The 15,096-nt window shown below is 63.4% G+C and carries 13 protein-coding genes and 1 pseudogene; 6 read left to right on the top strand and 8 right to left on the bottom strand.

The genetic code is table 11. The features are described 5' to 3' along the window. A pseudogene (locus tag B5477_RS14995) lies at nt 1–998 on the top strand (hypothetical protein); the annotation flags it as partial. Nucleotides 999–1,065: 67 nt separating this feature from the next. Here the strand turns inward: B5477_RS14995 and B5477_RS02515 are convergent. Both B5477_RS02515 and B5477_RS02510 read right to left on the bottom strand, forming a co-directional pair. Next, nucleotides 1,066–1,359 carry a DUF6809 family protein gene (locus tag B5477_RS02515; RefSeq protein ID WP_079698240.1) on the bottom strand — a complete coding sequence of 98 codons (294 nt, stop codon included), beginning with the start codon at nt 1,357–1,359 and terminating at the stop codon, nt 1,066–1,068. A 1,031-nt stretch (nt 1,360–2,390) separates the two neighbouring features. After that, nucleotides 2,391–3,206, bottom strand: coding sequence for a histidinol-phosphatase HisJ family protein (locus B5477_RS02510; protein ID WP_079698239.1), 816 nt, complete (start codon nt 3,204–3,206; stop codon nt 2,391–2,393). Nucleotides 3,207–3,359: 153 nt separating this feature from the next. Here B5477_RS02510 and nadE point away from each other — a divergent pair, with 153 nt between their 5' ends. The 5 genes from nadE (at nt 3,360) to B5477_RS02485 (ending at nt 8,359) form a co-directional block, all read left to right on the top strand. Continuing rightward, nucleotides 3,360–5,141 (top strand): NAD(+) synthase, encoded by a 1,782-nt coding sequence (gene nadE / locus B5477_RS02505; protein WP_159448902.1) that lies wholly within the window; start codon nt 3,360–3,362, stop codon nt 5,139–5,141. Between the two features lie 28 nt (nt 5,142–5,169). Further along, nucleotides 5,170–5,439, top strand: coding sequence for an ACT domain-containing protein (locus B5477_RS02500; protein WP_079698237.1), 270 nt, complete (start codon nt 5,170–5,172; stop codon nt 5,437–5,439). A gap of 24 nt (nt 5,440–5,463) precedes the next feature. Further along, entirely contained in the window at nt 5,464–6,822 is a 1,359-nt protein-coding gene (locus B5477_RS02495) for a PFL family protein (protein WP_079698236.1), read from the top strand. Between the two features lie 406 nt (nt 6,823–7,228). Then, the gene (locus tag B5477_RS02490) at nt 7,229–7,774 is read left to right on the top strand and encodes an ECF transporter S component (RefSeq protein ID WP_079698235.1); all 546 of its coding nucleotides are present in this window, start codon (nt 7,229–7,231) and stop codon (nt 7,772–7,774) included. Beyond that, nucleotides 7,775–8,359 (top strand): class I SAM-dependent DNA methyltransferase, encoded by a 585-nt coding sequence (locus B5477_RS02485; RefSeq protein WP_079698234.1) that lies wholly within the window; start codon nt 7,775–7,777, stop codon nt 8,357–8,359. 43 nt (nt 8,360–8,402) lie between these two features. On the opposite strand, the gene B5477_RS02480 is transcribed toward B5477_RS02485, so the two are convergent. From B5477_RS02480 to polA, 6 genes are all read right to left on the bottom strand, one after another. Next, the gene (locus B5477_RS02480; RefSeq protein WP_079698233.1) at nt 8,403–8,762 is read right to left on the bottom strand and encodes a hypothetical protein; all 360 of its coding nucleotides are present in this window, start codon (nt 8,760–8,762) and stop codon (nt 8,403–8,405) included. Nucleotides 8,763–8,855: 93 nt separating this feature from the next. Next, on the bottom strand, nt 8,856–9,788 hold the full coding sequence (locus tag B5477_RS02475; RefSeq protein ID WP_079698232.1) for a DMT family transporter: 933 nt from the start codon (nt 9,786–9,788) through the stop codon (nt 8,856–8,858). A gap of 70 nt (nt 9,789–9,858) precedes the next feature. Beyond that, the gene (locus tag B5477_RS02470; protein WP_159448901.1) at nt 9,859–10,815 is read right to left on the bottom strand and encodes a DMT family transporter; all 957 of its coding nucleotides are present in this window, start codon (nt 10,813–10,815) and stop codon (nt 9,859–9,861) included. Between the two features lie 99 nt (nt 10,816–10,914). Further along, nucleotides 10,915–11,931 carry a tRNA (adenosine(37)-N6)-threonylcarbamoyltransferase complex transferase subunit TsaD gene (gene tsaD, locus B5477_RS02465; protein ID WP_079698254.1) on the bottom strand — a complete coding sequence of 339 codons (1,017 nt, stop codon included), beginning with the start codon at nt 11,929–11,931 and terminating at the stop codon, nt 10,915–10,917. A gap of 24 nt (nt 11,932–11,955) precedes the next feature. After that, nucleotides 11,956–12,405, bottom strand: a complete 450-nt coding sequence (gene rimI / locus B5477_RS02460) for a ribosomal protein S18-alanine N-acetyltransferase (RefSeq protein ID WP_079698230.1) — start codon at nt 12,403–12,405, stop codon at nt 11,956–11,958. Continuing rightward, nucleotides 12,392–15,088, bottom strand: coding sequence for a DNA polymerase I (polA, locus tag B5477_RS02455; protein WP_079698229.1), 2,697 nt, complete (start codon nt 15,086–15,088; stop codon nt 12,392–12,394). The genes rimI and polA overlap by 14 nt, the downstream gene beginning before the upstream one ends. Nucleotides 15,089–15,096 lie beyond the last annotated feature (8 nt).

Here is a 15,096-nt window from a genome sequence, read left to right as displayed (position 1 = left end):
CCGGCCACGTCCTTCCGGGACGGGAGGGGCTGGACCGGGAGGCGGGGGTGGACACGCCCCTCGCCATCCCGCCGAGCTGCGGGTGTCCGGCCGGGACGGCGGGCGCGTTCTACGTGGGGAAGGGCACGGCGGCCGACCCGTACCAGGTGGCGAGCGCCGCACAGCTGCAGCACATCAACAGCCCGAACCATCTCGGCAAAGGGCAATCCTTCTTACAGGTGCGGGACATCGACGTCGAGGCCGAGCAGGGCACCAGCCGCTGGACCCCCATCGGCAGCTTCGCGACCCGTTTTAACGGAACCTATGACGGGGACGGACATTGGGTGAGGAATATGAGCATCGCCGCCTCGGACTCGTCGGGTCTCTTCGGCTATGTGGAAAAGGCCACCATCCAACGTCTGGCCATCGAGACTCCCTATGCCTTCACCTCCTCGGAGGCCTTCGGCGGAGGCATCGTCGGCGACGGCCGGCCGGGCGCGACGCTCTCCCAGTGCTACGCCAATGTCTCGGTCACCGCCTCTTCCGGCCATGCCGGCGTCCTTTGCGGCCTGGTACAAAATGGAAGCCTGGTGACGGATTGCTATGCCTACGGAAAGGCGGCGGCATCCCATCAGGCGGGTCTGGTCCAAAACCTGGTGGGCTCGGTCAGGTACTGCTACGGCGTCTGCGCGATCAGCGGCGGACAAGCCACCTACACCGGCGGCATCGTGGGCTGCACCACCGCAGCGAGCAGCCTGACCGACTGCCGCTGGTTTGACGGTCCCTCCAACGCCTATGGCACGGAGGCCCCGCCCAAAGCCGTCAACGTCCAGCGCTACGCCCTGAGCAGCGCCAACCTCTCGAATCCCGCCAACTTCCCGGCGAGCTTCGGCCTGAACGATCCGAACGGCCTGTGGGAAATGGGCGACGTGTGGTACTACAACCACAAGGACGGCAAGCCCGGCGAGCGGGTGCACGTCACCGCCCCCAAGCTCAAGATATTCACTTACCAGGAATAAAGCAAAGGGGCGCTTTGCCTCTCATGAGCGGCTCCGGAAAAAGGCCTCCCCGAGCGGGGAGGCCTTTTTAGTCGTCGTATTCGGGAGCTTCCTCGCCGGAGCAGGAAAGGGATTCGTACATGACGCGCTGCCCCAGGGCGAAGGCTTTTTTAAAGATGAGCTCCTCCACATAGATGTCCCGCTCCTGGTGGACGTTAAGATAGTCAATCAGCTCTTCTTGCTTGTCATCCGGGAGGCTGGTTTTTAAAAACAGCTCCCGGTACGAGCTCTCACGCTCCAGGATGATATATTGCTCATCCTCTGTCTTCCAGGAATAAAAGGGATGTTTTCCGTAATAAAGGTTTAATAATACTTCTCCCATCTTGATACCCCCTGACCTGATATGGTCAGGGGCCTCCCTGGGGTGGCGGGGCGTAGGAATCCCGCCACCCCAGCCCCTTGCGGGGCGCATAAGAAAAGCGCATGGAGAGGGCAAAGCCCCATCCATGCGCTCTGGTCGCAAGGAAACCGGTATAAACACTGTTCTTTCCAAAGGGAAAAGAATGTGTTATAATGGCATCAGTCGTGGTGCCGGGATACCGGTTGTATGGGGTGGTGCCTCACCTCATGCAGGGCGTAATGTGTTTGCGGCACATTATGCCTGCCATGGCTATTCTTTTTAAGGGGAAACCCCTGTAAGAACATTGTAGCACGGCAGGCAGGAAAAAGCAAGAAAAAAGGCGAATTCAGGAAAAGGAGCGCGGAGAGGGCGGCCCCGCCGCCATGGGGAAACCCCTTGATAGGGTTTCCCCACGCAAAAACCTCCCACAGGGAGCTTTTTGCTCCCCTTCCTGATCCGGGGGAGGATTTGTGGCCGCGAGTGGCAGCTAACCGCCCCGAAAGGGGGTATACGGGGGGAAACGCCTCGTTTCCCGCCCGTGAGGCGCACCGCTCGCGAAGCGAGCCTGCATTTTTGGTCGGGCGCCAAAAATGCGTGCGCCCAAGCTCCCCTTCCTGATCCGGGGGGGATTGGTGGCCGCGAGTGGCAGCGACCCGGAAAGGCCGCGGGCGCTGCCCGCACCCGCTCAAGGGTTTGTCAAACCCTTGAGAATCCCGATTACTTTGCGCCCCTCCCAGAAAAGCTCCGGCGAGGGAGACCCCCTGCGCGGGAAAGGGCCCCCGAAGGGGGTGCAATCGTTGTTGCCATCAGTTGCCTGCGCGGGCAAAAAGCCCCGCTCCGGAAAACCGGAGCGGGGCTTCGCATTTTGCGGCGGGCGCAAAGTGTGTATCGTCCGCGCGTGGTCGCGCGAGGGGTAGTCTCAAAGGAGGGGTGTCCCCTCCTTTGTTTGCTTCTTTTGGGTCTTTTCTTTCAAACAAAGAAAAGACCTCGGGGTTTGGGGCGGACAGCCCCATTTACCTTATTCCAAGCATGCGCGCCTGGCGCTTCTTATAAAAGGCGAAATACTCGAAGCCGCACGACTGGAGCACTTCCATCCCCTCTGCGATCCCGACCCCGAGGTCCTGCGCAAGATGGGAGTCCGAGCCGAGGGTGACGATCTCGCCGCCCAGCTCCCGGTAGCGCGCAAAGATTTCCTTCGGCGGGCAGAGCTGGCCCCAGCCGTTGTGGAGCCCCGCCACGTTGAGCTCCAGCCCCTTGCCGCGGGCAATCAGCGTGCGCAGGATTTCGTCGATCAAATCGTCCCAGCGCCTCAGGTCCACCTCGATCCCGTCCCGCCCCGAGATGTAGCGGATCGGATAGGTCAGATGGGCCAGGGAGTCGAAGTCGGCCTTTTTGGCGGTTTCGAGCACCTCGCCGAAGTAGGCATCCATCGCCGCGTTGACCTCCTCGATGGGGCGGCCCTTGTAGCTGACCTCGTAGTAATCGGGCCAGCCGCGGGTGACGTGGACCGAGCCGAGGACAAAGTCGTAGTTGAGCAGCCCGAGCGCCCGCTCGGCCAGAGCCGGGTCGAACAGCGGCTGGCCGAGCTCGATCCCGGCGGTGAGCATGAGCCGGTCGCCGAAGAAGAGCTGGGCCTTGCGCACCTCGAAGTTCGAGTTGATCATGCGCAGCTCGAAGTTGTCCCGTTTGTAGATGTCGATGTCGCAGTGGTCGGTGATGCACAGCCCCATCAGGCCCTTATCCACCGCCTGTTCGCAGAGGTAGGTCACCGAATGATGCCCGTCGGGGGAGTTGTCCGAGTGGGAATGGCTGTCAAATATATTGAGCATATGAGTCCCTCCAAAAGACGCTGTAAATTTCTGATTTCATCATAGCACAGAAAATGAGGGGTGTAAAATAATTTCTGGTTTATAGATTGTAAAAAATGTGCTAAGATAGAGGCAACAAACTTTTCGTAAAAGCAGGAAAGGATGGTGCCTGCGATGAATTCGATCATACGGCTTCTGGGGCTGGTCAACCGCACCCCGCCCGCCAACCCGATGGCGGCGCTGGAGGACCTGTTGGACCTGCTGTCCGACTCGGGCAGCGCGGCGGCGGACATTGTGCTGCTGCCCCGCTTCGCGCTCTGCCCGCCCTCGTCGGGGGAGCTCATGCGCTCCAAAACGCTGCTGGCCGCCTGCGAGGAGGCCCTAAACGGGCTGCTGCTGCGCTCCAAGGAGCTGGAGAGCTTTTTGGTGCTCACCCTGCCCCTGCAGAAAAACGGGATTCCCTATGAGGCGGGCGCGGTGATTTACAAGGGAGAGCTCTACTGCTTTTCCCCCGATGAGGGGGAGCTTCCCCTCTTTCGGGTGGGGGACCTTTCGTTCACCGTGCTGCCCTGCGATCCCCATAGGCTGCCGCACTACCTGCCGCAGGTGGAGGACAGCGGGTGCGACCTGGTGCTGGTCCCCTCCTATGAGCCGGTCTATGCCGGCAGCCGCCGGGCGGCGGCCAAGGGGATGTGCGCGCTCTCCGCGGCGGCCTCGTGCGCCGTGGCGGCGGTCAACGGCGGGGTGGGGGACACCTCCTCGCCGCATCTGTGGGGCGGCTACATATTGGTGGCCGAGGAGGGGAACCTGCTCGCGCAGAAGTGCGCCGAGCAGGAGGGGATCGCCCTCTACCACGACTTTGACTGCGACCTGCTGCGCGCCGCCCGTCCGGCCCCGCAGCGCCAGCGCGAGGCGCTGTGCGCCCATCCCTGCACCGGAGCGAAGGCCGGGCTGCTGCGCGAGGTTTCGCGCACGCCCTACCTGCCGGACAAGCCGGGCGAGCGCGAACGCTACCTCGAGGAGCTCTTCACGCTTCAGACGCGCGCCCTCGCCTGCCGGCTGGACAACACCGGGCTCGAGCGGCTGGTGCTCGGGGTTTCGGGGGGGCTCGATTCCACCCTGGCGCTGCTCTGCTGCGCGAGGGTCTGCGACCTGCTGGGCTATCCCCGCCAGAGGATCCTGGGGGTGACCATGCCGGGGTTCGGCACCACCGACCGCACCTACTACAACGCCCTGCTGCTGATGGAGCAGCTGGGGATCGAGACGCGGGACATCCCGATCCGCAACGCCGTATCCTCCCATTTTGAGGACATCGCCCACGACCCGGCCAAGCGGGACGCGGTCTATGAAAATGCCCAGGCGCGCGAGCGCGCCCAGATCCTGTTCGACCTTTCCAACCAGGAAAACGGCCTGGTGGTGGGGACCGGGGACCTCTCCGAGGCGGCGCTCGGGTTTTCCACCTTCGGGGGGGACCACCTGGCGGGGTACAACGTCAACATCTGCCTCAATAAGACCACCATCCGGGAGCTGGTCGCCCTGATCGCGCAGCGGGACTGGCTGCCCGGCGTCGGCGAGACGCTGCAGGACATCCTGGACACCCCGGTCAGCCCCGAGCTGCTGCCCCCGGCCCAGAGCGGGGAGCAGCACCAGAAAAGTGAGGAGATTTTGGGGCCCTACCTGCTGCACGACTTCTTTTTGCACTATACCCTGCGCTACCACTTCGCGCCGCTCAAGGTCTACAACTACGCCTCGATCGCCTTCGCCGGGGAATACGATCCCGCCTTCATCCGCGATAAGCTGGGGATTTTCATCCGCCGCTTTTATACCCAACAGTTTAAACGCTCCTGTGCGCCGGACAGCGCCGAGATTTGCAGGCCGAACCTCTGCGGATTCTATATCCCGTCGGACATGAACCCGCAGGTCTTTCTCGACGAACTGGCGCGCGGGGAAGAATAACGCCATCACAGAAAGGAACAAAGAACATATGAGAGCAGTCATCACCGTCACCGGTAAGGACACCGTGGGGATTTTAGCCAAGGTCAGCAACGAGTGCGCCAAGTACAACGCCAACATCGCGGAGGTCAGCCAGACCGTGCTGCAGGACATGTTCGCGATGATCATGCTGGTGGACATCGACCACCTCACCTGTGGGCTCAGCGAGCTTGCCGACATCATGCGCCGCATGGGCGAGGGGCAGGGGCTGATGATCCACGTCATGCACGAGGACATCTTCAATTCGATGCACCGCATCTAGCGCAGGGGAAAGGAAACATCCGTCATGATCAACAACACTGAAATACTCGAAACCATCCGGATGATCCAGGATGAAAACCTGGACATCCGCACCATTACCATGGGAATTTCCCTTTTGGACTGCGCGGACAGCGACATCGAACGCAGCTGCCAGAAGGTGTACGAAAAGATTTGCCACCGGGCCGAGCGCCTGGTCGGCACCGGCGAGGCGATCGAGAAGGAATACGGGATCCCGATCATCAACAAGCGCCTGTCGGTCACCCCGATCGCCCTGCTTTGTGGGATCAGCGGCGGGGACCCGGTGCGCTATGCCAAGGCCATGGACCAGGCCGCCAAGGCGGTCGGGGTCAACTTCATCGGCGGGTATTCGGCCCTGGTGCAAAAGGGCTTTGCCGCCGGGGACCGCGAGCTGATCGACTCGATCCCGCGGGCGCTCGCCGAGACCGACGTGGTCTGCTCCTCGGTCAACGTGGGCTCCACCAGGGCCGGGATCAATATGGATGCGGTCGCCCTGATGGGAAACATCGTGCTCGAGAGCGCCAAGCTCACGGCCGATAACTGCTGCTTCGGCGCGGCCAAGATCGTGGTCTTTTGCAACGCGGTGGAGGATAACCCCTTCATGGCCGGCGCCTTCCACGGCGTGGGCGAGGGGGACTGCGTTTTAAACGTCGGCGTCTCGGGCCCGGGCGTGGTGCGCGCGGCGATCGCAAATGCCCCGGACGACTACGACCTCACACAGATCGCCAACATCATCAAGAAAACCGCCTTCAAGATCACCCGCATGGGCCAGCTGGTGGGCAGCGAGGCCTCGCGGCGGCTTGGCATCCCCTTCGGGATCGTGGACCTCTCGCTGGCGCCGACCCCGGCGGTGGGTGACTCGGTGGCGCACATCCTCGAGGAGATCGGGCTGGAGAGCTGCGGCGCCTGCGGCACCACGGCGGCGCTGGCCATGCTCAACGACGCGGTCAAAAAGGGCGGCGTGATGGCTTCGTCCCGTGTGGGCGGGCTCTCGGGCGCATTCATCCCGGTCAGCGAGGATGCGGGGATGATCGACGCGGCGCGCTGCGGGGCGCTGTGTATCGAGAAGCTCGAGGCGATGACCGCCGTCTGCTCGGTGGGGCTGGACATGATCGTCATCCCGGGTGACACCCCGGCCGAGGTGATCGGCGGGATCATCGCCGACGAGGCGGCCATCGGGATGATCAACTCCAAAACCACGGCGGTGCGGGTCATCCCGGCCATCGGCCACAAGGAGGGCGAGGAGCTCGAGTTCGGCGGCCTGTTCGGCAGCGGCCCGGTGATGAAGGTCAGCCGCTATTCTCCCATGAAGCTGATCCGGCGCGGCGGGCAGATCCCCGCCCCGATCCAGAGCCTCAAGAACTAAATTCTTGACTCCCTCTGCGCTCGCTGGTATACTTTAAAAAGATAGGGCCGCCATGAAGGCGGCCGGCGTGTGTCGAAAGACTGAAAATCGGTCCCGCAGGCGAGCTTCGCCCGCCGAAGGGACACTTCTAGAGCAAAGCGGCGGTGAGCAGGCCCGGCGGGCCTGCGGAGCCGGTTTGCGAGGGGAAGGGGCCTCACGGGGAAACCGGCGGAGCAAGGCGTCAGCCGCAGCGCTTGGTGGTTGCCTCGTGCAGCTTGTCGGAAAAGTCGACAAGCTGGGACCGCCACGAAGGCGGCCGGCGACACAATATAAAGCGATTGAAACGAGAGCCGGTAAGGCAGGCGGCCGCATGAAGCGGCCCTGCTTTGCTGTGCTTTTTGTTTTCTCAGGGAAAGGACAGAATGTAATGAAAAAGCCAACCACCCGCGATCTTATTTTAGCCGCCCTCTTTGTGGCGCTCGGGCTGCTGCTGCCGGTGATGTTCCACGCCATCGGCGCGGGGCCGGTCATGCTGCCCATGCACATCCCGGTGCTGCTGTGCGGCTTCATCTGCGGCTGGCAGTACGGGGCCATCTGCGGGCTGATCGTCCCGCTGCTCTCGAGCGTGATCACCGGCATGCCCCCCATCTTCCCCACCGCCCCGGCCATGATGTGCGAGCTTTGCGCCTACGGCGCGCTGACGGGGCTGCTCTACCGCAAGCAGGGCCGGAATGTCTACCTCTCCCTGATCGGCGCCATGCTCGGCGGACGGCTGGTTTCGGGGCTGGCGAACGCCCTCTTCATGGGGGTGGCGGGCAAGCCCTACGGGCTCGCGGCGTTTCTGACGGGCGCGTTCGCCACGGCGCTGCCGGGGATCGCGCTGCAGCTGATCGTCATCCCGCTGCTGGTGCTGGCGCTGCAGCGCGCCGGGCTGATAGAAGGCCGTGTGCGGGAGGAAAGGAAGGTGGCGTAAATGACCAAACTCGAGGAGACCAAGCGCTTTTTCGACGAGCGGGCCGAGCACTGGGATGAAACCTGTACCCATGACCCGCAAAAGCTGGACGCCATCGTCGCCCTGTCCGACGTGCGGGGCAAGCGGGTGGCGGACATCGCCTGCGGCACGGGAGTGCTCTTCCCGGCGCTGTTTTCGCACGGCGCCCGGGAGGTCTTGGGGATCGACCTGTCGGACAGGATGATCGAGCGTGCGGGACAGAAATACAGCGACCCCGCCCTGCACCTCGTCGCCGGGGACCTCTTTTCGGTGGAGGAGCGGGGCTTTGAGGTCGCGACCCTCTACTGCGCCTATCCCCACTTCCCGGATAAGGATGCGCTCTTTGGGAAGGTTTACGAGATGCTCGTGCCGGGCGGACGGCTGATGATCGCCCACAGCGAGAGCAAGGAGACCATCAACGCGCGCCACAGCGGCGGCAAGGTCGAGGAGCTCTCCGAGCGGCTGCTGCCGGCCAAGGAGGAAGCAAAGAAGCTCGCCCCCTACTTCACGGTGGACATCCTGGCGGACACCAGCGGTTTTTACCTCATCTCCGGGCTCAGGAAGTAAAGAAATAAAAGTCCCCCGCCGCCCTGGGGCGGCGGGGGACTTTTCAGTTTTTCATATTTCCGAGCATGGCGCCGACGTGCATGATGATGTACTCGGCCTCGCTCGCCTGCAGCTCGGGGATCATCTCCTGGATATCCCGGCAGATCGAGACCGCCCGCTCGAGATTGGGCTCGCGGGTGACCTCCTCATAGACCGACTGGCCGAGGGCGGGCAGGGTCTCCCGGTGCTCGATCCGCTCGAGCGCGTCACAGAGGTGCAGGATGAGCAGCTCGCCGTTTTTTTCGTCCAGCGGCAGGTGCTGCCCCTTTTGCAGGTAGTCGATCACCGCCAGGACCTGCTTGCAGTTTTCCCCCGTCAGGCGGCCGGTGTCCCGCCGCCGGATGACCTGTGCCTTGAGCTTCATCAGAATCCCTCCGTTCCGATCGGGAGGTCAATGCCCGCTTGCTCCCTTATAGTAGCACGGCGCGGGGCGCTTGCCAAGATTTTGATGAAAATTTTACGGCTCGCCTGCGGCCTCGGCGGAGGCCTCCTGCTCCTGCGCGGGCGGGTGCTTTCGCGTGAGCAGGTCGGGCAGCAGCACCGCGACGAAGATGATCAGCCCCCCGAGCACGATGTTCACACTCAGCGGGTCGTAGCCCAGCAGGATGGAGTAGAGGGTCCCGAACAGGGACTCACAGGCCAGGATGACCGAGGTCTCGGCCGGCGGGACGTACTGCTGGGCGTGGGTCTGCCAGAAATAACACAGGCAGGTGCAGAAAATCCCCATGTAGACCACGGCGGCGATCCCGGAGAGGGAGAGCAGGGAGGAGAAGTCGTGATCAAACAGCAGGAAGCTGACGGCCGAGAGGACGGAGGTGGTCCCCAGCTGCAAAAAGAGCAGGGTGGTGGCGTCCAGCGAGAGCACCAGCCGCCCGGTGAGCACGATCTGGGCCGCGTAAAAGAAGGCGGAGAGCAGCGTCAAAAGATCCCCCGGGGAGACCGAGAACCCGCCGGAAAAGTCCACCGAAAGGATAGCCACCCCCACGAAGCAGAGGAACGTAGAGAGGAAGGTCTGCCAGCCCGGGCGCTTTTTGATGAGGAACCACCACAAAAAGGGCACCATTACCACGTTGGTGGCGGTGATGAAGGCGTTGTTGGCCGGGGTAGTGTACTTCATGCCGATGGTCTGGAGCATGAAGCCCAAAAACAGAAATACCCCCACGAAGACGCCGCTCTTTACGTGGATGCGGTCCAGCGTGGCGCGGATGTGCTTACGGAAGATGATCCAGAGCGTCAGGGTCGCCACCCCGAAGCGCAGCATCAGCACGCAGGAGGGGCTGAGCCCCGCGTCCATCGCGAACTTGGTCCCCACAAACCCGGTCCCCCATACAATGGCGACCAGCCAGAGCGAGAGCTCGCTCTTCCTTCTCGTAGTCATTTTGTTCGGCATACGGCCTCCTATCCATTTGTTTCAAGACACCTATGTACATAACGTATTATAACGTAATGGAGAAATGTTGTCAATCGTTTCCTTCGCCGGGAGGGGGCGCAGGCGGCGCCTCCTCCCCTGTGGCGCTTTGGGCGGGGGCGCGGCGCTGCAGCAGCTCCTGGAGCTCGGGCAGCAGGATCGACCCCACGATGATCAGCCCCCCGGTGACCATGCTGAGCGTCAGCTTGTCGTACCCGAGCAGCACCGAGAAGAGCGAGCCGAAGAGGGACTCGGTGGTCATGATGATCGACATACGCATCGGGGTGACGTACCGCTGGGCCGAGGTCTGGATGAAATAGCACACGCAGGTGCCGAAGACCCCGAGATAGAGCACCGCCGCCATCCCGGGCAGGGAGCAAAAGGAGCCGAAGTCCCGCTCCCCCAGCAGGAAGGTGACCAGGGAGAGCAGGGTGGTGGTGCCAAACTGCACAAAGAGCAGGGTGCGCACGTCGAGGTAGAGCACATACCGTCCGACCAGCACGCACTGCACGGCGTAAAAGACGGCGCACATCAGCGAAAAGAGGTCGCCGACGGCGATCGAAAACCCGGATGAGAAATCCACCGAGAGGATGGCCGCGCCGATGAAGCAAAGTATCGAGGAAATTACAGTCAGTACCCCGGGGCGCTTCTTGGCCACCGCCCACCACAGGAAGGGGACCATCACCACGCTGGTGGACGAGAGGAAGGCGGTGTTGGCCGGGGTGGTGTACTTGAGCCCCAGCGTCTGTACGAAGTAGCCCAAAAAGAGGAAGAGCCCGGCGCTGGCTCCGGCGATGAGGTGCCGGCGGTCGAGCGTTTGGCGCAGGTGCCGGTAAAACACCGCGCCAAAGATCAGCACCGAGATGGCGAAGCGGGTCATCAGCACGAAGGAGGGTGAGAGGCCCTGGTCCATGGCGATCCGCGTCCCGATAAAGCCGCTTCCCCAGATGGCCGACACCAGGATCAGCCAGAGCTCGGCCTTGCCCTGCATATGGTTCTTCTGCTCCACCTGTCGTCCTCCTTTCATAAACAGGGCGCGCAGCGCCGGCCTTTGCCCCGAAGAAAAAAACGTTCCCCCGCCGGGCCTGCCTTGGGAAAATGGTCCGTATTAGGAAAATTCGGCCTGGATGTCCATGCAGGCCGCGCCGTTGAGGGAAAGGTCCGCCGTGTAGCCCGCCTGCAGCTGGTAGTAAGCCTGCGCGCCGATCATCGCGGCATTGTCCCCGCACAGGGAGAGCGGCGGCAGGTAGAGGGCGATCCCCCGTCCGGCACATTCCTCCTCCATCCTTTTGCGCAGGGTGGAGTTGGCGCTCACCCCGCCCGCCAGGGCGATGGTGCGGTAATGGAAATCCTCCGCCGCGCGCAGGGTGTTGTTTACCAAAATGTCCACCACTTTATAGGCGAAGGACGCGGCCAGGTCGGGGACCGGCACCGCCTCGCCCTTCTGCTGCGCGTTGTGTAGAAGGTTCACCACCGCCGTCTTGAGCCCGGAGAAGCTGAAGTCGTATTCGCTCCCGCTCACATGCGGGGTGGGCAGCTCGAAGGCATGCGGGTCACCCTGCGGGGTGATTTTGTCGATACTCACCCCGCCCGGATAGGGCAGCCCCATCGCCCGCGCGGCCTTGTCGAAGGCCTCGCCCGCCGCGTCGTCCCTCGTCTGGCCGATGGTCCGATACCCGGTGTAATCCAGCACCTCCACGATATGGCTGTGCCCGCCCGAGACCACCAATGCGAGATAGGGCGGTTCCAGCTCGGGGTGGGCCAGGTAGTTGGCCGCCACATGCCCGCGCAGGTGATGCACCGGCACCAGGGGCTTCCCCGAGACCAGCGAGAGCCCCTTGGCGTAGTTGACTCCCACCAGCAGCGCGCCGATCAGGCCCGGCGCGGCGGTGACCGCGATGGCGCCGACCGTGTCCGGCGTGTGCCCGGCGGCGGACAGCGCCTCGTCCACCACCCCGACGATGTTCTCGATATGCCGGCGGGAGGCGATTTCCGGCCCCACCCCGCCGTATTTCCCGTGCTCGGCCACCTGCGTGTTAATCACGTTGGAAAGCACCTGCTGCCCGTCGCGCACCACGGCGGCGGCGGTTTCGTCGCAGGAGCTCTCGATCGCCAGAATATCCAAAGGCATATGGCTGTCCATCCCTTCTCAGTCAAAATATCGGGTCAGCAAAATGGCGTCCTCCCGGGGCGCCGCGTAGAAGCCCCTGCGTATCCCGGCGCGCAGGAAGCCGTTTTTTTCATAGAGGGCGAGCGCCGCGCGGTTCGACTCCCGCGCCTCCAGGGTCAAAAAGCGGAGCTGCCGCTCCCCCGCGCGGGCGATGAGCCCTTCCAGCAGCGCCTGGCCGAAGCCCCGGCGGCGAAATTCGGGCAGCACCGCGATGTCGTTTATATACCCCTCGTCCAGCACGCTGTTCATCCCGGCGTAGCCGCAGGCCCTTCCGTCCGATTCGAGCACCAGCACGTCGGAAAGCGGGTTTTGCAGCAGCGCGCGCAGGCTCTCCTCGCTCCAGCCCTGGCTGCCGAAGCAGGCGCGCTCGATTTCGTGGAGCGCTTGCAGGTCGCTTTCCCGCGCGGGACGAAGGCTACTTTGCGTCATACCAGCTCTCCCCCGCGCCCAGGTCCACCTTCATGTCCACCGCGAGATGGACGGCGTTCTCCATCTCCTCGCGCAGGATCATCCCGGCGCGGTCCTGCTCATCCTTCGGGGCCTCGACGATCAGCTCGTCGTGTACCTGCAAAATCAGGCGGGCGCGCATGTTCTCCTTTTTCAGGCGGTTATAGACCTTGATCATCGCCAGCTTGATGATGTCCGCCGCCGTCCCCTGGATGGGGGTATTCATCGCCACCCGCTTGCCGAAGGCCTGGATGTTCTTGTTGGAGCTCTGCAGCTCGGGCAGGTACCGCCGCCTTCCCAGGATGGTGGTGACGTAGCCGTCGCGCTTCGCCTTCTCCACTGTCTCGTCCATATACCGCTTGACCCCGCTGTAGGTGGCAAGGTAGCTCTTGATATACCGGTCCGCCTCGGCCACCGAGACGCCGATGTTTTTGGCCAGCGAGAAGGCGCCGATCCCGTAGACGATCCCGAAATTGACCGCCTTGGCGCGGGAGCGCATCTCGGGCGTGACCATCAGGGGGGGCAGATCGAACACCTGTGCAGCGGTCTGGGTGTGGATGTCCTCGCCGGTGCGAAACGCCTCGCGCATCGCCTTATCCCCCGAGATGTGGGCCAGCACCCGCAGCTCGATCTGGGAGTAGTCGGCGTCCAGGAGCACCCAGCCCGGCTCGCAGACGAAGAAGCGGCGCATCTGGCTGCCCAGCTTGGTGCGCACCGGGATGTTCTGCATGTTCGGCTCGGTCGAGCTGATCCGCCCGGTGCGCGTCTCGGTCTGCTTAAAGACCGAATGAATCCGCCCGTCCGGGCCCACCACCTTTAAGAGTCCGTCCACGTAGGTGGACTTTAATTTGGTCAGCTTGCGGTATTCGAGGATCTGCGGGACGATCAGGTGATAGTCCTCCAGCGACTCGAGCACCGCCGCGTCGGTGGAATAGCCGCTCTTGGTCTTGCGCCGGGCGGGCAGGCCGAGCTTCTCGAAGAGGATTTCCCCGAGCTGCTTGGGGGAGTTGATGTTGAACTGTTCGCCGGCTAAAGCGTAGATGCTCTCCTCCAGCCCCGCGATGTCGCCGTCCAGCGCCTTGCCAAATTCCTCGATCCCTCCGCCGTCCACCCGAAAGCCCCAGAGCTCCATCGCCGCGAGCACCCCGGCCAGCGGCAGCTCGATGGTGTCCAGCACGGTGGAAAGCCCGCCCTGCTCCACCTCGCTTTGCAGCTTGTCGCAGAGCGCGCCCATCTGCGCGCAGTCCCGGCAAAGCGCGCGCAGCGGGTCGCCGGCCGGCTTTTTGCCCTTCGGCTTCTCCGGGGGCTCGGGCTCCTCCTCCCCGTCGGGGAAGACCGCCTCGCAGGACGGCAGCGCGTATTCGCCCATCAGCTGCCCGACGGTGTATTCGGTGGAATTCGGGCTGAGCAGATAGGCCGCCAGCTCGAGATCGAATATTACGTTTTGTAGATTAATATCATTTTTATACGAATAGCGGTAGAGCGCTTTGAGGTCCCGCACCCGCTTGGGATTGGGTGACTCCAGCAGTTTTTTCGCCAGGGCCTGGTAATCCGGCAGATCCTCTGTAAAGCGCAGCACCTTGCCGTCCGTGTCGATGGCGAAGGCGCGCAGCGCGTCCTCTGCGATCAGCGGGCAGAGGTCCAGCACCCGCTCCTTCTCCGCCAGCAGCGCGCCAAGGTCCTGGGCGCTCCCGTCGGCCACCTCCTTACATAGCGGTGCGGCCGGCACAGCCTCCTCGCTGGCGGGCGCGGCCGGCACAGCCTCCTCGCTGGCGGGCGCGGCGGCCGCCGCGCCCTCGGGGATCTCCAGGCGCTTGATGAGGGAGAACATCTGCAGCCTCGAGAGCAGCCCGGCCGCCGCCGGGTAATCCGGCTCGCCAGGGAGATAGTGGGACAGCTCCCCGTCCAGCGGTACCTCGCGGCAGATGGTGGCCAGCTCGTAGCTCATGAAGGCGCTCTCCCGCCCGGCCTCCAGCTTCTCGCGCAGCTTCGGGCTCAGCCCCAGGGAGTCGAGGTTCTGGTAGAGCGCTTGCAGCGAGCCGCTTTTTGAAATGAGCCCCAGGGCGCCCTTCTCCCCGATTCCGCTGACACCCGGGATGTTGTCCGAGCTGTCGCCCATCAGGGACTTGACGTCGATGAGCTGGCGCGGCTCGATCCCGTAGGTCTCCTTGATATACTGGGGGGTGCAGACGGTGGTGGCGGGCTTGCCCATCTTGGTCGAGGCCAGCAGCACGGTGGTCTGCTCGCTCACCAGCTGCAGAGAGTCGCGGTCCCCGGTGGCGATCACGCACTCCGCCCCCTGGCGCTCGCACAGGGCACAGAAGGTGCCCAGGATGTCGTCGGCCTCGTACCCCTCGACCTGCACGATCTTGTAGCCGAGATGCTGCAGCAGCTCCTGCACCAGGGGAAGCTGCATGGCGAGCTCTTCGGGCATCCCCTTGCGCTGGGCCTTGTAGCCGTCGTACATCTTGTGCCGGAAGGTGGGCGCGCGCAGGTCGAAGGCGCAGGCCACCGCGTCGGGGCGCACCTCGTCGAGCAGCTTTTTGAAGATGTTCATATAGCCGAAGATGGCGTTGGTGTAAACCCCGTCCTTGGTGGAGAGGAGCTTGATCCCGTAGAACGCGCGGTTGAGTATGCTGTTGGAGTCCAGACAGAGCAGCTTCATGACAAATT

The sequence above is a fragment of the Provencibacterium massiliense genome, from assembly GCF_900169495.1.
GTDB classification, from domain to species: domain Bacteria; phylum Bacillota; class Clostridia; order Oscillospirales; family Ruminococcaceae; genus Harryflintia; species Harryflintia acetispora.
The sequence above is the reverse complement of the archived record's forward strand: the minus strand, read 5'-3'. Positions and strand labels throughout refer to the sequence as shown.